General features: G+C 35.7%; 16 protein-coding genes. 6 read left to right on the top strand and 10 right to left on the bottom strand.

What is annotated here, in order from left to right; genetic code table 11:
- Nucleotides 1–21: 21 nt before the first annotated feature.
- From R2R71_RS12440 to R2R71_RS12430, 3 genes are all read right to left on the bottom strand, one after another.
- Nucleotides 22–2,433, bottom strand: coding sequence for a hypothetical protein (locus tag R2R71_RS12440; protein WP_316831596.1), 2,412 nt, complete (start codon nt 2,431–2,433; stop codon nt 22–24).
- 52 nt (nt 2,434–2,485) lie between these two features.
- Nucleotides 2,486–4,321 carry a UbiD family decarboxylase gene (locus tag R2R71_RS12435; RefSeq protein WP_316831595.1) on the bottom strand — a complete coding sequence of 612 codons (1,836 nt, stop codon included), beginning with the start codon at nt 4,319–4,321 and terminating at the stop codon, nt 2,486–2,488.
- Between the two features lie 97 nt (nt 4,322–4,418).
- A complete protein-coding gene (locus tag R2R71_RS12430) occupies nt 4,419–4,898 on the bottom strand; it encodes a DNA starvation/stationary phase protection protein (protein ID WP_316831594.1) in 480 nt (159 codons plus the stop codon).
- 281 nt (nt 4,899–5,179) lie between these two features.
- Between R2R71_RS12430 and R2R71_RS12425 the strand changes: the two genes are divergently transcribed.
- Complete coding sequence (locus tag R2R71_RS12425; protein WP_316831593.1) at nt 5,180–6,697, top strand: LysM peptidoglycan-binding domain-containing protein; 1,518 nt, start codon at nt 5,180–5,182, stop codon at nt 6,695–6,697.
- A complete protein-coding gene (locus tag R2R71_RS12420) occupies nt 6,690–7,331 on the top strand; it encodes a uridine kinase (RefSeq protein WP_316831857.1) in 642 nt (213 codons plus the stop codon). The genes R2R71_RS12425 and R2R71_RS12420 overlap by 8 nt, the downstream gene beginning before the upstream one ends.
- 32 nt (nt 7,332–7,363) lie before the next feature.
- Here R2R71_RS12420 and R2R71_RS12415 read toward each other — a convergent pair whose 3' ends face one another.
- From R2R71_RS12415 to R2R71_RS12395, 5 genes are all read right to left on the bottom strand, one after another.
- The gene (locus R2R71_RS12415) at nt 7,364–8,026 is read right to left on the bottom strand and encodes a CoA transferase subunit B (protein WP_316831592.1); all 663 of its coding nucleotides are present in this window, start codon (nt 8,024–8,026) and stop codon (nt 7,364–7,366) included.
- Between the two features lie 49 nt (nt 8,027–8,075).
- Nucleotides 8,076–8,789 (bottom strand): CoA transferase subunit A, encoded by a 714-nt coding sequence (locus R2R71_RS12410; RefSeq protein ID WP_316831591.1) that lies wholly within the window; start codon nt 8,787–8,789, stop codon nt 8,076–8,078.
- Between the two features lie 309 nt (nt 8,790–9,098).
- A complete protein-coding gene (locus tag R2R71_RS12405; RefSeq protein WP_316831590.1) occupies nt 9,099–10,184 on the bottom strand; it encodes a PQQ-dependent sugar dehydrogenase in 1,086 nt (361 codons plus the stop codon).
- A 67-nt stretch (nt 10,185–10,251) separates the two neighbouring features.
- Nucleotides 10,252–12,630: an endonuclease MutS2 gene (locus R2R71_RS12400; RefSeq protein WP_316831589.1), complete on the bottom strand. Its 2,379-nt coding sequence runs from the start codon at nt 12,628–12,630 to the stop codon at nt 10,252–10,254.
- Between the two features lie 3 nt (nt 12,631–12,633).
- Entirely contained in the window at nt 12,634–13,014 is a 381-nt protein-coding gene (locus tag R2R71_RS12395) for a DUF4296 domain-containing protein (RefSeq protein WP_316831588.1), read from the bottom strand.
- 72 nt (nt 13,015–13,086) lie between these two features.
- On the opposite strand from R2R71_RS12395, the gene R2R71_RS12390 reads away from it, so the two are divergent.
- The 4 genes from R2R71_RS12390 to R2R71_RS12375 are packed head-to-tail and all read left to right on the top strand — an operon-like array spanning nt 13,087 to nt 16,759.
- The gene (locus R2R71_RS12390; protein WP_316831587.1) at nt 13,087–13,788 is read left to right on the top strand and encodes a YggS family pyridoxal phosphate-dependent enzyme; all 702 of its coding nucleotides are present in this window, start codon (nt 13,087–13,089) and stop codon (nt 13,786–13,788) included.
- A gap of 8 nt (nt 13,789–13,796) precedes the next feature.
- Complete coding sequence (locus R2R71_RS12385; RefSeq protein WP_316831586.1) at nt 13,797–14,264, top strand: GNAT family N-acetyltransferase; 468 nt, start codon at nt 13,797–13,799, stop codon at nt 14,262–14,264.
- A gap of 3 nt (nt 14,265–14,267) precedes the next feature.
- Complete coding sequence (locus R2R71_RS12380; RefSeq protein WP_316831585.1) at nt 14,268–15,533, top strand: aspartate kinase; 1,266 nt, start codon at nt 14,268–14,270, stop codon at nt 15,531–15,533.
- A 41-nt stretch (nt 15,534–15,574) separates the two neighbouring features.
- A complete protein-coding gene (locus R2R71_RS12375) occupies nt 15,575–16,759 on the top strand; it encodes a THUMP-like domain-containing protein (RefSeq protein ID WP_316831584.1) in 1,185 nt (394 codons plus the stop codon).
- A 63-nt stretch (nt 16,760–16,822) separates the two neighbouring features.
- On the opposite strand, the gene R2R71_RS12370 is transcribed toward R2R71_RS12375, so the two are convergent.
- Together R2R71_RS12370 and R2R71_RS12365 are read right to left on the bottom strand one after the other, a co-directional pair.
- On the bottom strand, nt 16,823–17,020 hold the full coding sequence (locus R2R71_RS12370; protein WP_316831583.1) for a cold-shock protein: 198 nt from the start codon (nt 17,018–17,020) through the stop codon (nt 16,823–16,825).
- A gap of 202 nt (nt 17,021–17,222) precedes the next feature.
- Nucleotides 17,223–17,858 carry a peroxiredoxin gene (locus R2R71_RS12365; RefSeq protein ID WP_316831582.1) on the bottom strand — a complete coding sequence of 212 codons (636 nt, stop codon included), beginning with the start codon at nt 17,856–17,858 and terminating at the stop codon, nt 17,223–17,225.
- Nucleotides 17,859–17,880 lie beyond the last annotated feature (22 nt).

Below are 17,880 nucleotides of genomic sequence, written 5' to 3'. Positions count from 1 at the left end.
GGCAAATTTGCCGGGACTTTTTTATTTTCTAATACTAATGTTTTTCTCTCCGTAAACCGGCCCTTTATCTGTTACTCCTTGTATTATAATTTTAAATTCACCGGTTAAATCACCAGTTGTAAATTTTAATGGTGTTTCTCCGGTTTCATTAATTACTGTTTGATAATCCCAATAGATAGTTGCAAAATTTATGGGCTCATTGGTATTTTTTATATCCGAAACATAGAATTCTTTCGGGTAATTGATACCATTCAATACAAGAAAATTTGGTTTAGCAATATTTTCTAAACAACCTTGATAAGATACTCTTTGCCCGTTAACAATGTATGTTTTACCTTTCACAGGCAATGTCCCTGAAGAATGGTTCTGGCAATTAAGAATACCATACTGACATACATAATCACCACAAGCATTACGACCAAAAGATGTAAAATTGATATTATTATCTTTTGTTTTTTTTATCGTCACTTCATTAAGTCTTATTCCCGCTAAGGATGTTATATTAATGTTGTCAGAAGCTAAAACACCCATTTTCTTCGATTCATTTTGATATGAAAGATTTTTTAAAGCCAATTTAACATCATCAAAAGGATCATTAATTTTAATGTTAAAATCCTGAAAATCCTTATCATTCAGATTAAGCCAGACTTTGGTTTTCTCTTCACTTATTATTGTCTGGTAAGGCAAAATAAATCGACCTAAGCTATCAGTATTAATAGAATTAACATTGCTTCCTGCTATTGTATTAATGGCTAAAGGCACTTTTAAAGGCCTTTTACCTTTGGTTACCGTACCGGAGTATTCTAATTCTGTAACCTTATTTTCAAGGGGTAAATTGATGTCACTTTGTTCAGGCCATTTATATTTTCTCCATCCCTTTATCAGCAGAAGATCATCCAAATAGGCCAAATCATTATATTTTGTACCCGATGAATTAGGAGGTAAAAGGCCTAGAATATTTTCGAGGTAATTATAATCTACAATATTCTTTTTGTTAGTAAGATTGATTCTGTTTCCCTGTACTACAGCGATTGAAACGAGCCCTTTTAATTGTTCATCTTGTTTATTTAATATTTTCAAATCAAGCTTCACAGTATCTCTCACAGCATATTCTTCTTTATCCATTTTAATCAGTAATTGATTTAGATTATTGTAATGTGCAAAAAATATACGCTCGGCAACTGGCCGATATAAACTATCAAGAAGTGTGATTATATTTATCCCGGTTGGAACAGAATCAAGCTTTAGCAAAACCCTTAGAGGTTTTTCCTTTGCCAGTTGCAATTCGGTTGATAGAAATATCTGCTCATAATTATGAACAATTAAATGTGTTTTATTATTTCCATTACTTTCAACAACCAACCTAAGTCCATTATCGCCTAGCGCTGAATTAAATTTGATGTTTACGCCACTGTTTAAACTATTTGGTAGTTCGTAATTACCAATAAGTTCCTTTTCCTTTGATAGCCTGACTACATATTTTTGATTGGCAATGGGTTTAAACATAAAACTTCCTATGCCCGAAGAATTGGTATAAATCGTATCCAATGCCTTGTTTCCAGAAAAAATTATAGCCTGAGCACGAATTGATGTATTTTCAAGATCCTTAACCTCCCACCCTATTTTATTCTCAAGGCCTGAAATCATGTAGCCACCTTCAGGATAAAAATTAACTTGATATTGCGGCTCACTTTCGACAGGAATTTCAAATTTTCCGTACCGTATATATTTATCTTTTTTAACAGCAACCGTTATCAGATTATTATCTTTTGAAATTTTACCGGCCGGGTAATCTATCATAACTTCTCCAATAACACTGGTTTTCGCTTTACCGGTCTTTAAAATCTGATTACTCTTTCCAACTGTATAATTTACCTCCGCATCGCTAACAAAGTGGTTATCACTAGTAAGTACCTTTAATAATACTGTTCCATTTCCCGTTTGTTGATCATTGGCTTTAAAAAGCGACAGATTTGTTAATAAGGGATTTATGGTAGTTGATTTTATGGTGACCGGCTGAATAAATTCAGGACTTATCTTGCCGTTCAATTTAATATTAGCGTTCGCTACAAATCTATAATTGCCACCCGGCAATGAATCAGGCAAGGTAAAATTACCAAAGGCAAAACCCTTATCCATTAAAAACTTGCGCTGCAATGCAACCGAACTATCAGCTGTGCTTACCAGGGAAAGGTATAAAGTATTATATTGATCTATATCTACAATGCTTTTAAGCATATATCCCGTAAACCAAACCTGATCGTTATTTGTATAAACATTCTTATCAAAATGAATAAACAACGTTGAAGACTTATTTAATTGCGAATAGTGTTCAAGTACTAAAGCAATACTATCCGTTTTATTAACCTGGGCTTTGAGTTTGCAGCAAATAGCGATAGTTAAAATAAGAATAAAGACATTTTTTTTAAGCATTAATAAGACTTGGTTAATACTTAAAAGTCAGGATATTATTTAAAATTTCAAACTAAATTACACCAAAAAGTGAACCTCCAGTTTCCCCCATTTCATCTATTCTGGCTTCTATAATTGCATCTTTTATCAGTTCAGGTGCATGGTGAGGCTTTTTACGTGCATCAATTATTAATGAACCTTTACATCCCCAATGTTTGTTAATTGTAAAATCGTTAATACCATAAATATCAGCAGCCGGATTACTGCGAGTGAACGCAATCCAAACAAGGTTATTAATGTTTTCAGCTGTAAAATTAGCATCGTCGCAAAGTACAATTAATGGTAAACCTGCTAAATCAACATCTATTAAAGCAAGATTTAATAACGCTATTTCGGCGGCAGTTTTTTCTTCACTTATATAGTTTTCTGCCTGCAATGCAAAAACTCCCGGTAAAGCTATTTTAGCATTTTTAAATGCGTTAGGAAAGTTTAATCCATCAGGAAGTTTATCCCAAAGTATCCTTTTTTTATCACCGGCCGCTGCAAATACAACTTTAGAACCACTGTTTAAACCATCACCACTATAGTCTAATGTATCAATAGTTGTATTGGTATAAAAATGTAAATCGGTTTTAAAATCTATACGTTCTAATATATGCTGTAAAAACCCAGCGATATTATGGGTATTTAAATTTTCATCATCTTCTTTGGCTGCGATGAACAGGTATTTGGCCAGACTTAACTGATTCTTTCCTAAAATGTGGTTGGCGATAGTTAAAATTTCCTGTGGTTTTCTTTCCTTAAGATAAGGCGTATAACGTTCACTCCCGATGGCAAACAATAATGGATGAACACCAGCAGCATCTACTGCATGAACCTCTTTTAAGCCATGAATTTCCTGAGGAATTGCCGAACCGGTGATTTCATGTATTAAAGCACCAAAACTGGTATCCTCTTGCGGAGGTCGGCCTACAACTGTAAAAGACCAGATTGCATCCTTTTTATGATAAACATTATGCACTTTCATCAATGGAAAAGGGTGTGTTAAGCTATAATACCCTAAGTGATCGCCAAATGGGCCTTCTGGTTTGTTTTCATTAGGATAAACTGTTCCTGTGATGATAAAATCTGCATCAGCTGAAATACAAAAACCTTCATCATCATAAAAATACCTGAATCTTCTGTCGCCCAATGCGCCTGCAAAGGTCATTTCAGATAAGCCTTCGGGTAAAGGCATAACTGCAGCTAAAGGATGCGATGGAGGACCACCAACAAAAATACTCACCTTTAGCGGTTGGCCTAATGCATTCGCTTTCGATTGATGTACGCCAATCCCACGGTGAATCTGGTAATGAAGGCCGATTTCTTTATCTTGTATGTATTCATTTCCACCGAGCTGAATCCGGTACATACCAAGGTTTGCATTTAACACACCAGGTTTTTCAATATCTTCTGTGTAAACCTGAGGCATAGTTACAAAGGGACCGCCATCCATTGGCCAGTTTACAATTTGGGGCAATTTACTAATAGAAGTTTTTAAGAATTTATATTTTGCTGATGGCGTTTTTAAAGGTAAGGCAGATAAAGCAGATAGCGCAGAGCCGGCATATTTAAAGGGATTTTTCAGTGCCTTCATTGGGTCGTTGCGCAAAGAAACCAATTGCTGAACTTTTGGTAAGGTATCTCTGAAAATAAATTTCGAACGTTCTAATGTGCCAAACAGATTTGAAACCGCAGGAAACGGGCTTCCCTTCACTTTTTCAAATAAGATAGCAGGCCCACTATTTTCATAAACGCGTAAATGAATGGCTGCCATTTCTAAATACGGATCTACCTCTTCTTTAATTCTGATTAAATGACCGTGTTTTTCTAAATCATTAACACACGCTGCCAAACTTTTATATGCCATCCCCAAAGATATATATTTAGTAATTCTGTAAAACAAAAAAGCCGCAGATACAGCTTTTTAATTCTGTGTATCTACGGCTTTTTACAATCTTAAGATTTTATTTTTTCCCTGCAAAAGAGCGCAGCATCCAGGTATTCTTTTCTTTAAACTGCATAAAGCGATTAACCATATCATTCGATCCGTCATCGCCTGCATTAGCAGTTGCATCTAAAATTTCCCTTTCCAGTTCTATCAGTACTGCCATATCGTCTAAAATTGCATCAACCATATCTAAATCTTTTAAACCTATGGTATCAATTTCCTTAATTTGCGATTCTTTAATGTAATCGGCAAAACGGCTATGCGGTGGTTTACCCAGTGTTAAAACACGTTCGGCAATCTCATCAATCGTTAATTGCGCATTGGTGTATAATTCTTCAAACTTGATGTGTAAAGTAAAAAAGTTTTGCCCCTTAATATTCCAATGGCAGCCCCTTAGTTTCTGATAATGAATATGGTAATTTGCCAGATAATCATTTAAAAGATCGACAACTGGTTTAACTTCTTTTTCGTTTAAGCTTATTTCTTTAGCGTCCATTTTATTAAAATTTTAATAGTAAATATACGCCATCATAACAACTATAGCGGGTAAAAGTTTCAGGCAAAATTTAATTTAAACAATACCTTATTTATCTTATCGTTTAATAAAGGTACTTGCATAAAGAGCTTCTGATGCAAGTATTTGTTAATTAATAAAATACGGATTCAACTATACCAAAATCGTTATAAAAACCTTAAAAATTGCCGTTCGGAAGTCTGTTGGTTTTATAATATTATTCGTATAATTGCTACCCCTCATAAAAATTTAGATAAAAATAAATGTATAAAATAGGCTTAACTGCGATGGTTTTACTTGCATTAAATGCTGCAAGTGCAAAAGCAAACGCAGTAATCGACTCCATTGGAGTGGAAAACAATAACGGCAAAAAATTAATCGTTCATCAAACAGCTGCAAAAGACACCTATTATTCTATCGGAAGAAGATACAATGTTCCGCCGAAAGAAATTATGGCCTTTAACGATAATAAATACCTACAGATTGGTGTAATAATCAAAGTTCCGACCAATATCCCCTTTGCCGCTACAGGAACTGCAACACAGCAAACAGCAAGCGCACCTGCAAATGTTAGCGAACATATTGTAAAGCCTAAGGATAATTTAAACATGCTTGCCGAAAAATATGGCACCACCATTAATGAGCTTAAGGCTATAAATAATTTAACAAGCAGCAACCTAAGCATCGGTCAGGTTTTAAAAATACCTGTAAAAAATGGTGAAACTGCACCAGCTGTAACTACTACACCAGCAACAAAAGAACAACCAAAAGCAGTTGAGCAAACAGCAGAGGCTGCAAACGCAACAATGATTGAGCATGCTGTTCAACCAAAAGAATTTTTAGGGAAGATTGCTGAAAAATATGGCACTACCGTTGAGGAAATAAAAAAAGCTAATAATTTATCAGGAAATAACCTCAGGATTGGGCAGAAGTTAAAAATCCCGGCAACAAAAAATATTGAAGAAGATAAGGTGGTAACTACAGCTGAAACAACCATTGCAGCTACGAGTGAGGTTAAAGATGCGCCAGGCACATATACGGTAAAAAAAGGCGAAAGCATTTTCACCATTGCCAAACAATACGGTATAACAGCTTATCAGATCAGGAAGCTCAATAATCTTTCAGATAATAATTTATCAACCGGACAGGTTTTAAAAATGCCATCTGATATTGCTGTAGAAATCCCTAAACAAACCGAAAAAACCGAGCAAGTTGCTGTTAAAGAACCAGCAAAAGAGGAGAGTTTTATTTACACGGCAGGAAGTGGAGAGTCGATTTTTAATATTGCCAAGAAGTTTAATTTAACAGCCTACCAAATAAGAACGGCAAATAAATTGAACGACAATACTATAACTGCAGGGCAGAAATTGATTATCCCTAAACCACCTGAACCTAAATCGGTTAATGATTTATCAAAACAGGAGCAGGAAAACAATCCGGATAGTACTTCATTTAAAGATCCTAAACTTCGTGGCGCACCAAGCAGGTATGGCTTAAACCAGGTTGAAGAAAAAGGTACTGCTGTTTCGATAGCAGATGCTGATTTAGATGCAACAAAAATGCTTGTTTTACATCGCACGGCACCTATAGGAACCATTATAAAATTAACAAATCCGATGACCAACCGTACTGCATTGGCAAAGGTTGTTGGTAAATTTACTGAAAACGAATCTACAAAAGATGTTATAATTGTAATGACTAAGGCAGTTGCCGATTCTTTAGGTGCCTTAGACAAAAGATTTTTTTGCAATTTAACGTACGGTGTGCATGAGCTTGAATAAAAAACCATTTATAATTGGAATTGCCGGGGGAAGCGGTTCGGGTAAAACCTTCTTTTTAAACTGCTTTCTTCATCACTTTAAACAAGATGAAGTTACTTTGGTGTCGCAGGATGATTATTACATTCCTGCGGGAGAAATGACCCAGGAAGAGAACAAGCTTTATAATTTCGACTTGCCATCAACAATTGACAGTCAGCAGTTTTTGAAAGACATTAAACAGTTGATAGCAGGAGAAGTTGTTTATAAAAAAGAATACAATTTTAATAACCCTTTGGCCGTTGTTAAAATCCTTGAAATTAAATCGGCGCCAATCATTATCGTTGAAGGTTTATTTATTCTTCATTTTAAAGAGATTGCAGCATTGCTTGACCATATGATTTTTGTTGATGCTGATGAGCAGGTTGCTTTAGACCGACGTATAAAACGTGATGGTTTGGAACGCGGTTATCCTGAGGAAGATGTTCTTTATAAATGGCATAACCATGTTTTACCTGCGTACAAGGAATATCTTTTGCCTTATAAAGACAAATGCCATGAAATCGTAATTAATAACACTAATGAACCAGATGAGATTATTGCAGTTACAGAAACAATATCTGACAATTTAAGGCATCGGGTACTGGCAGACACATAAAAAAGGGGAAGTTTAAAGCTTCCCCTTTTTTATTAATTCAGATTCATCTCGGGTATTTCACCCTCAACAATTAATCGGCCTAAAGTTGATTGCTTAATAAAATCGACGCTAACACCAGGTGCACGTTCTAAAAGTTTAAATCCGCCTTCTGGTAAAACATCCAAAACTGCCAGTTCAGTTACTATTTTTTTAATACACCTTACTCCAGTTAACGGCAGCGTACATTTTGGCAGGAGCTTGCTTTCTCCAGCTTTGTTAATGTGCTGCATGGCAACAATTATATTTTTTGCTGATGCCACCAAATCCATCGCCCCTCCCATTCCTTTAACCATTTTTCCGGGAATTTTCCAGTTGGCTATATCACCGTTTTCAGAAACTTCCATTGCACCAAGTATTGTCAAATCAACTTTTTGTGCCCTGATCATTCCAAAACTCATCGCAGAATCAAATATCGATGAACCTGGCAATGTTGTTATCGTCTGTTTTCCTGCATTGATTAAATCAGCGTCTTCGGCTCCCTCAAAAGGAAATGGCCCCATACCCAGCAAACCGTTTTCTGATTGCAATACAATATTTATATTATCGGGTATGTAGTTTGCTACCAGGGTTGGAATTCCAATACCAAGGTTTACATAATACCCATCTTTTATTTCTTTAGCTATACGTTGTGCGATTTCTTCTTTTGAAAATGCCATTATTATTGAATTAGGAATTAGAAAATGTTTGAATTTTAGCTATCAGCTATTAAATCGCCGTACTAATGTTTTTTCTTACCGTTCTTTGTTCAATTCGCTTCTCATAATTTTTACCCTGAAAAATTCTATGAACATAAATTCCTGGAGTATGGATATAATCCGGATCAAGATTTCCTGCTTCTACCAGTTCTTCAACTTCAGCAATGGTTATTTTACCTGCCATAGCCATTATCGGATTAAAATTACGGCTTGTTGAGCGAAAAATAAGGTTTCCGGCAGTATCTCCTTTCCAGGCTTTAACAATGGCATAATCCGCATCAAATGCATACTCCATCAGGTAATCTTTTCCATCAAAATTTCTGATCTCTTTGCCTTCGGCTACTTCAGTTCCGACACCAGCTGGTGTAAAAATTGCGGGCATCCCATAACCGGCTGCTAAACACCTGGTTGCAAGTGTTCCTTGCGGAATCAGATCTACTTCCAATTCGCCACTCAAAAGCTGACGCTCAAACTCCGCATTCTCTCCAACATAAGAAGATATCATTTTTTTAACCTGCCGCTGTTTTAACATCAGTCCGATACCAAAATCATCAACTCCGGCATTATTGGAAATACAAGTAAGATTTTTTGTTTTCTTATGCACAAGGGCATTAATACAGTTTTCCGGAATACCGCACAAGCCAAACCCGCCAAGCATAATGGTAGCCCCATCAGGTATATCGTGGATAGCTTCTTCAGCTCCTGATACAACTTTATTTATCATTTTATGAATTTTTGGTTAGGCCTCTAAATTAATGAAAGCAGACAGCTTTTTAAAACATAAATACAAAAGGAATGTTAAAATAATATCATACTGCTAAAACAATTAGTTGGAATTAATCTAAATAACAGTAACTTTGTACTCAGATGTTTAACGAAAGAGATAACGTGGATTTCATAATACCTACAGACCCTGAATTTCAAAAGGGCATGGGTTTTATTTTCAGCTGTACCGCTGAGCACAAAAAATGCTGTAAAAAATATAAAAAAGGCAAGCGCTGTAAAAAGTGTCCCGGTAACTTAAAAAAGTAAGTTATTTAGAAATTTCTATAATTTTATCGTCGCTGCCATTACTGGTACAAACATAAATTTTCCCTTCGGGCGATATACAAACATCTCTCATCCTACCATAGGTATTTACAAAAAAATCTTTTGTTCCTGCAATTTTTGTTTGTGCATCATCTAGTTTGAGCTGCATGAGTTTGGTATTTTTTAATACCGCAAGTAATAAAGAGTTTTTAAATTGAGGAATATAATCTGAATTATAATAGGCAACGCCACTTGGGGCTATGGTTGGTGTCCAGGCAATTAATGGTGTTGCAATATTATTAGAACTGCAAAATGATTGTTCACCAGACTCATCACAGAAACCTTTAATATTAGGCCATCCATAATTCCTTCCTTTTTCGATAATATTAATTTCATCATCAGAATCCGGACCATGTTCAGATGAAAATATTTTATTTCCTACCTGTACCAAACCTTGTGGATTGCGATGTCCATAAGACCAAACCGGATTATTTGCATAAGGATTATCGGAAGGAATTGTTCCGTCTAAATTCACACGTAAAATTTTCCCCGATGTGGAATTAACATTTTGCGGCGTACTTTGGTCAGAAGCATCGCCAGTGGAAATAAAAAGCTTTCCTCCGGAGATCAGTAACCTTGAACCATTATGGATTGAAGAAGCTCCAATATTATCTATAATTGTTATTGGACTTGTTAGTGCACCGCCGGTATACGTATACCTTACTATTTTCTCTTTGTAACTACTGCCGTAATTATAAGCAACAAAAACCCATGGATTAGTTGTAAAATCAGGATTTAAAGCAATGCCCAATAAACCACCTTCTCCATTTTCGCGAACTTCGGAAATGGTAAGTAAGGCTGAAATCTGACCAGTTGAAGGATTTAACCGGCTAATTTTCCCACCTCTTTCTGTATACCATATAAAATTATCAGGGCCATACACCATCCCCCAGGGAAACCTTAATCCTGAAACGACTACTTTGTTTTTTAGTTCTACATCAGGCAAGTTCCCGGTATCATTACTATCACTATTTTTTTTGCAGGTTGTAAACAGCAGGAGTACAACAAGACAGGTAAAAGTTGCTTTCATAATCGTAACGTTTTAATTATAACAACGTTACAAAAATATAGTTTCAGAAAAATTACTGATGAGAAGATTAATTTAAATAAACATAAGTAATGCCATCCCCGCCCCGATCAGGATGCTCATCTTCCATACGGCTTACCTGGCTATATTTTTTAAGGTATTCGCGAATCATCTTTCTCAAAATACCATCGCCTTTACCATGAATTAATTTTATTGAAGGGAAACCCAGCATAATGGCCCTATCAAGATATCTTTCAACCTCAAACAAAGCATCTTCTGTTCGCTTTCCGCGTAAATCCATCTCTGCCCTAAAATCAGATACTGCTTCATTCATTCTTCCGGCAAAAGAACCTCCACTACTTTGGGCCACTTTTTTAGCCTCACGGTTACTGATTTTCTGAACACGGTTTTTCTTTACGGTAGAACGTAAATCGCCAATTGCTAAAACCAATTCATTACGGTTAATTTCCAAAACAGTTGCAGTTGTTTCGCTATCCGTAAATTTTACCCAATCGCCAACAGCTATTTCCCCTCCAACTACAACCGGCTGAGGTTTTGGCTTTTCTTTCGGAATGGTATTTTTCACTAGTTCCTTTTGCAAATTCTGCCTTAACTCTTTTGTTGCAACTTTGTCAGCTTGCTTTTCTTTAATCTCAGCAATGGTATTTTCTACAAGCTTATTAGCATTTTTGATAATATTCTGTGCTTCCTGCTTAGCTTCTTTAATTAATACGCGACGGTTTTCATCAAGAAAAGCCCTGAGTTTTTCATTCTCAGCAACCAGATTTTTTGCTTTATTTTGCTGATTAGCCAAACTAACTTTGGCATCGTATATCACCTTTTTTTCCCGCTCCAAATCAACTAGCATGGTATCTACCCTATTTTGATTTGCGCCTGTTTTCTCCCTAGCAAGTTGAATAACTTCTTTCGGCAAGCCTATATTCTGCGCAATTTCGAAGGCATAAGAACTACCAGGTTTCCCCATTTCTAAAATGTACAGGGGCTTCATTTTGGAATTATCGAAAAGCATTGAAGCATTTTCTAAACCAGGCGTGTTACCGGCGAAAAGTTTAAGATTAGAATAGTGTGTTGTGATTACACCCCTAACCTTTTTGTTATTTAACACTTCCAGCACAGCTTCGGCCATTGGCCCACCAAATTGCGGGTCAGTTCCAGTTCCAAACTCATCAATCAGAACCATGGTTTTAGGCGATGCGTGCTCAACAAAATAGCGCATCTTTTTCAAATGGGCGCTGTAAGTACTTAAATCGCTCTCTATCGACTGGTCATCACCAATATCTGCGAAAATATTTTCAAAAATCCCAACCTCACTATTCGCATCAACAGGAATTAGTAACCCGGTTTGTAGCATTATCTGAAGTAAGCCTACGGTTTTCATACAAACAGATTTACCGCCCGCATTTGGGCCTGAAACCAGAACAATACGCGTTTCCGTATCAATATGAATATTTAATGGGGTTACCGTTTTTTGTTCGGCAGCAAGTGAAAGCATTAATAAAGGATGGCGGGCATTTATTAATTTACTTTTGGGCTCCTTTAATAGGCCAGGCATTTCTGCTTCAATATCAATAGCGAACATTGCTTTTGCCCTTACAAAATCAAGCTTTGTTAAAAAACCATGATAAGATAACAACAAAGGAGAATATGGCCGCAATTCATCGGTTAAAGCTATCAGAATCTTAATAATCTCACGGCGTTTATCAAATTCTAAATCGCGTAATTTATTATTAAGGGTAAAAACCTCTTCAGGTTCAATGTAAACAGTTTGGCCTGTGGCCGATTCATCATGTACAAAACCTTTTAGTTTTCTTTTATTTTCAGCTAAAACAGGAATACACATTCTTCCATCCCTGATGGTTAAACTGCCATCGGCAACCCAATTATTTGCAATGGCTTGCTTATAAATGAAATCCATACGTTTACGCACATCCTGCTCTGCTTTTGAGATGGCCGCAGTTATTTCCTGTAGTTCTTTTGAAGCATTAGGCTTTATTTTTCCTTTGGCATCAATTACATTTTCAATTTTGCGAAGGATATTTCTTTCAATCGGTAAATGTTCAAATAAGGCCTCAAGTGTAGGATAAACCTCAGCCCTTTCTTCGAAAAAACGTAGCACTGAAAAAACAGTGTGTAAAGAGGTATAAATCTGAAACCATTCTTCTTCCTGGAGATAAGTACCTTCTACCCGTATCTTCTCTACAAGCGATTTAATATCAAAAAAAGTATTGATCTGTAAAGGTTCCTGGTTTTGTATTATGCTTTTAAATTCACTGGTTTGGCGCAGAAACTTACCAATCTGGTCAAAACGGTTCATTACCTGCATCTTTTGCACCATAGTTTGTCCCATCGGACTCAAACAATGTTTACTAATCAACTGCCTGATTTCTACAAAGCCTAAACGCTCTAAACAATTTTCGGGATATAACATACGCTACTTAACCTCTGTAATAACTTTCAACTTTGATTTTGCTATTGAATCAGCCTTTTCCATCTTCTTCTGTTGCTTCGATAAACGCTGGGTAATATTCTTATAAATTTTATCCAGGTCCTTAGGGTGTTGGTAATAATAGCTCATGCTCTGAGCATATTTGGCAGAGTCTATTCCGAATTTTTTATAAATGCCTTTATAATATGCTGCAGCCACTTTCTTAGATGAATCAGGCAAAGCAATTGTTGAAATATACCCGTCAACTACATGTATATCAAATAAAATGTTCTGCATTTTATCGGGAGCAATAATATTTGGGGGCATTTTTTCTTTACAACCAACTATTATGCTTGCAATAACCAGAACAGTTATCAATCTTCTCATTCTTAATTTAAAATACTATTTTATTGCCCAAATTGCGGCAAGGTTATTAATTTTACACAAAAATAGTTATAAATGAGCATAGCTGATAATCTTAAAAAATATAAAAGTGAGGTTGAACCTGATGGTGTAAAATTAATTGCCGTATCCAAAACTCAAAGCAATGAAGCGATTCTTGAGGCTTATAATGCCGGTCAGCGAATTTTTGGAGAAAACCATGTACAGGAAATGGTTGATAAAGAAGCACAGCTCCCAAAGGATATAGAGTGGCACATGATTGGTCATTTGCAAAGCAATAAGGTAAAATATATTGCCCCTTTTGTCAGTCTGATTCATGGCGTCGACAGCATTAAACTACTCCAGGAAATTAACAAGCAAGCCGCTAAAAATAAGAGAGTGATCGATTGTCTGCTTCAGGTTTATATTGCCGATGAAGACACCAAATTTGGTTTAGCTTATGATGAGATCATTGAACTTTTGCGCTCAGAAGAATATGCCGAACTGAAAAACATAAGAATTATAGGTTTAATGGCAATAGCTACAAATACCAAAAACGAAAAACAGTTAACCATCGAATTCAATGAACTTAAAGTATTATTTGATGGTTTAAAAGAAAGTTTCTTCCGTGATGATGAGGCTTTTAAAGAAATTTCAACAGGAATGAGTGCCGATTATAAAATAGCTATTGAAGAAGGCAGCACGATGGTTAGAATTGGAAGCGCCATTTTCGGAAAAAGGGTTATCAAACATTTCAAAACGAATATTTCGGCAAATTAATTAAAAAAATGACACCAGATATCAGAATGGCAGTGGTAGAAGACTGCCCAAGAATATTAGAGCTTATTAATGAATTAGCAGTTTACGAAAAAGCGCCAGAAGAGGTAACCGTTACTTTGGCACACTTTGCTGATGCAGGTTTTGGTCCAAATCCTGTATGGAAAGCCTTTGTTGCCGAAGTAGATGGTAAAATTGTCGGTTTTGCCTTATATTATACACGTTATTCTACATGGAAAGGTTGTCGCCTGTATCTTGAAGATTTTATAGTAACAGAAGAATACAGAGGAAAAGGCATAGGAAAAGTACTTTTTGAGCTGGTAATTGAAGAAGCTAAAAAAGGAAACTACAATGGTATGGTTTGGCAGGTATTAGATTGGAACGAGCCTGCCATAAATTTCTACAATAAATATCAGGCGCAACTGGAAGAAGGCTGGCTGAATGCCTCCTTCTCTCCCGAACAGATTAAAGCTTTTTAGATTATGGATATTTTTAAATTCGGGGGTGCCTCAGTAAAAGATGCAGATGGCGTAAGAAATCTGGCAAATATAGTAAGGGATTATAAAAAAGGCGAACTGCTTATTGTAATCTCAGCGATGGGAAAAATTACCAATAAACTCGAGGAACTAACATTTGCTTATCTGGCTCAAAGTGATAATGTTCACGAAATTTTTGATGAAATAAAACACTTCCATTTCAATATAATTGCCGATTTATTTGAAGGTAGTGCAAATCCTGTTTACGATGATGTTGCCAATACATTCGTAGAAATTGATTGGTTAGTAGAAGATGAACCGGATAATAATCCGGATTACATATACGATCAGATTGTATCAATTGGCGAAGTTGTTTCAACTAAAATTGTTGCAGCATGGTTAAATGAAACAGGCAATAAGGCTCTTTGGGTTGATGCAAGAAACTACATTCAAACTGATAATACTTATCGCGAAGGAAAAGTAGACTGGGATAAAACAAACCAGATTATTCAAAAAGATTTGCTGCCACTAATGCAACAAAACATTATTGTAACACAGGGCTTTATTGGTGGCACAAGTGAAAATTATACCACAACACTTGGCCGTGAAGGCTCAGATTACTCTGCCGCTATTTTCGCTTCGTGCTTAAATGCTGCAGCTTTAACAATTTGGAAAGATGTTCCCGGTGTACTAAATGCCGATCCTAAATGGTTTGATGAAACAGAAATGATTCCTCAGTTATCTTATCACGATGCTATTGAATTAACTTACTATGGCGCAACAGTAATTCACCCTAAAACCATTAAACCGCTCCAAAATAAAGGCATTCCGTTGTTTGTTCGTTCCTTTATACAACCCGACGGTAATGGCACTGCAATTACGAAAGACAACAACCCATTACCTGTTCCGTCGTTTATTTTCAAAATTAACCAGGCACTCATTTCTATTTTCCCGAAAGATTACTCTTTCATCATAGAGGAAAATCTGAGTAATATATTTGAGCTTTTTCATCAGCATAAAATCAAAATCAATACTATGCTTAATTCTGCAATAAGCTTCTCGGTTAGTGTGGATGATAATGAAGAAAAAATTGCAAAGTTAATTAATGCACTAGCTGCACAATTTACCGTAAAATACAACAAAGGATTGGAACTGGTTACGATTAGATATTACAACCAGCAAACTATCGATCGTGTAACAGTTGCAAAAGATATTTTACTGGAAGTGAAAAGCAGACATACCTGCCAGATGGTAATGAAAAATAAAGTATAGATTTTAAAATTGGCATAATTACACCCAGAAAAATCGACAAGATGGATGAGAATATTTTAGCCAAAGCCGCTCAGGATTACATTAATTCAAATTTGAATACGGATGTAAATCAAATCGCTTTGGCTAAAAGCCCTGTGGAGTATGTAAGTAGCGCCGCTTTAGCAGGTCAGATTACAGCGAAAAAGAAAGCTGAAAAAAAATTACCTACCTGGTTTAAAACAGCTGATATTTACTACCCGCCAGCGCTTTCAATAGAGCAAACATCATCAGAAATAACCGCCAGCTACAAAGCCAAATTGGCCATAGGAAACTCGCTGATTGATTTGACTGGTGGATTTGGTATTGATGCTTTCTATTTTGCTAAACAACTAAGTAAAGTTGTTCATTGCGAAATAAATCCTGAATTATCGGAAATTGCCGCATATAATGCAAAGATTTTTGGTACTGATAATATTGTTTTCAAAGCAGTTGATGGTATAGATTTCTTAAAAAAAACAACTGAAACATTCGACACCATTTATATAGATCCTGCCAGAAGAGCAGCCAAAGGCAAAGTATTTATGCTCAAGGATTGTACGCCAGATGTTATAGAAAATTTAGATCTGCTAATTGCTAAATCGCAAAGGATAATCATTAAAACGGCCCCCCTTTTGGATATTTCGGCAGGCCTACAGGAGTTGAAACACGTAAGTGAGATTCATATAATCAGTATAAAAAATGAATGTAAAGAATTATTATGGGTTATTGACAAAGATTTTGAAGGAGAACCTAAAATTATAGCAGTAACATTAAACCTTGAAGAAAAGATATTTACTTTTCAAAAAACCAACAAGGTTAACAACCTGGTTTTTGCCAATACCATTAAAAAAGGGCTGTACCTATATGAACCCGATGCTGCATTGCTAAAAACAGGTAATTTCAATTATATCGGGCAATACTATAAACTTGTGAAGCTACATCCGCAGACGCAGTTATACATGTCAACGATTATCGAAAATAAATTTCCGGGAAGAATATTTGAAATAAAAGCTTTACTATCAAGCGGAGATTTGAAAAAACAGAAATCACCTAGCGGAAACGTTATTGTCAGAAATTATCCTGCTAAACCTGAAGAACTGGTTAAAAAGTATAAAATCAAAGCAGATAAAGATGTTTTTTTAATTTTCACTAAAGCTAATAATGGAGAAAACATCATTATAGAGGCACAGATAATTCAATATTACTAAAAAAGCTTCCCGATGATTCGGAAAGCTTTTTGCTTTAGGGATGTACGATTTTATAAATATCGCTTAGACTTTCTTTACATTTACAGCCTGTAAACCTTTTCTGCCTTCTGCTACTTCAAATTCTACCAAATCATTTTCTTTTAGGCTTTCAATTCCACCTAAAACATCTTTAAAATGTACAAATAAATCTTTATTGTCTTCCTGAACAATAAAACCAAAGCCTTTTTGAGTGTTAAACCATTTAACTTTTCCGTTAGCCATAAAAAAATAAAAAAATTGTATTAAAAAAATAAAACCCTTATCGCTTTGCTTCTAATTTTCTACAACTAATTGAAATTTAACTGATCAAACAATCAGAATAAGCGTTAATATTGAAACAAAACTATCAAATATAATAATTTACAGGTATAAAGCAATCGAAATTAGTTTAACTAATAATATTTTTGCATTAACCTGTTAAAGTTTATTTATTTGGCTGTGGTGTAGTACGCAAATAAGGTTTAATAACTTTATGCCCTTTAGGAAACTTAGCAGGTATATCCTCAGTTTTAATACTGTTTACTACAATTACGTCTTCTCCATCTTTCCAATCGGCTGGAGTTGCTACGCTATAGTTAGCTGTTAACTGAAGTGAATCAATAACTCTTAACACTTCATTAAAGTTTCTCCCGGTTGAGGCGGGGTAAGTAATAATAAGCTTAACCTTTTTATCAGGACTGATCACAAATAATGACCTAACGGTTAATGTTTCAGAGGCATTTGGATGAATCATATCGTAAAGATTCGCAACCGTTTTATCAGGATCGGCTATAATCGGAAACTCTACAGATGTATTTTGGGTTTCGTTGATATCATTAATCCATCCTTTATGCGATTCGGCCGAATCTACACTTATCGCCAGAACCTTAACGTTACGTTTTTCAAACTCTCCTTTTAAAGCCGCCGTACGACCGAGTTCTGTAGTACAAACCGGGGTGTAATCAGCAGGATGAGAAAACAAAACGCCCCAGCTATCACCTAAATAGTTATAGAAATCAATTTCACCGATTGATGTATTTGCCTGGAAATTTGGCGCTGTATCGCCTAATCTTATACTCATAATAATTAATTTTAATTTAAGT

This window comes from Pedobacter aquatilis, from assembly GCF_032678405.1.
Lineage (GTDB): Bacteria > Bacteroidota > Bacteroidia > Sphingobacteriales > Sphingobacteriaceae > Pedobacter > Pedobacter aquatilis_A.
Note: the sequence above shows the minus strand (reverse complement) of the source record. Positions and strands in the feature narration are given on the sequence as shown.

Coding starts and splice junctions, on each gene's coding strand:
- R2R71_RS12440 (WP_316831596.1), bottom strand. CDS start 2,433: ATGCTTAAAAAAAATGTCTTTATTCTTATTTTAACTATCGCTATTTGC.
- R2R71_RS12435 (WP_316831595.1), bottom strand. CDS start 4,321: ATGGCATATAAAAGTTTGGCAGCGTGTGTTAATGATTTAGAAAAACAC.
- R2R71_RS12430 (WP_316831594.1), bottom strand. CDS start 4,898: ATGGACGCTAAAGAAATAAGCTTAAACGAAAAAGAAGTTAAACCAGTT.
- R2R71_RS12425 (WP_316831593.1), top strand. CDS start 5,180: ATGTATAAAATAGGCTTAACTGCGATGGTTTTACTTGCATTAAATGCT.
- R2R71_RS12415 (WP_316831592.1), bottom strand. CDS start 8,026: ATGGCATTTTCAAAAGAAGAAATCGCACAACGTATAGCTAAAGAAATA.
- R2R71_RS12410 (WP_316831591.1), bottom strand. CDS start 8,789: ATGATAAATAAAGTTGTATCAGGAGCTGAAGAAGCTATCCACGATATA.
- R2R71_RS12405 (WP_316831590.1), bottom strand. CDS start 10,184: ATGAAAGCAACTTTTACCTGTCTTGTTGTACTCCTGCTGTTTACAACC.
- R2R71_RS12400 (WP_316831589.1), bottom strand. CDS start 12,630: ATGTTATATCCCGAAAATTGTTTAGAGCGTTTAGGCTTTGTAGAAATC.
- R2R71_RS12395 (WP_316831588.1), bottom strand. CDS start 13,014: ATGAGAAGATTGATAACTGTTCTGGTTATTGCAAGCATAATAGTTGGT.
- R2R71_RS12390 (WP_316831587.1), top strand. CDS start 13,087: ATGAGCATAGCTGATAATCTTAAAAAATATAAAAGTGAGGTTGAACCT.
- R2R71_RS12385 (WP_316831586.1), top strand. CDS start 13,797: ATGACACCAGATATCAGAATGGCAGTGGTAGAAGACTGCCCAAGAATA.
- R2R71_RS12380 (WP_316831585.1), top strand. CDS start 14,268: ATGGATATTTTTAAATTCGGGGGTGCCTCAGTAAAAGATGCAGATGGC.
- R2R71_RS12375 (WP_316831584.1), top strand. CDS start 15,575: ATGGATGAGAATATTTTAGCCAAAGCCGCTCAGGATTACATTAATTCA.
- R2R71_RS12370 (WP_316831583.1), bottom strand. CDS start 17,020: ATGGCTAACGGAAAAGTTAAATGGTTTAACACTCAAAAAGGCTTTGGT.
- R2R71_RS12365 (WP_316831582.1), bottom strand. CDS start 17,858: ATGAGTATAAGATTAGGCGATACAGCGCCAAATTTCCAGGCAAATACA.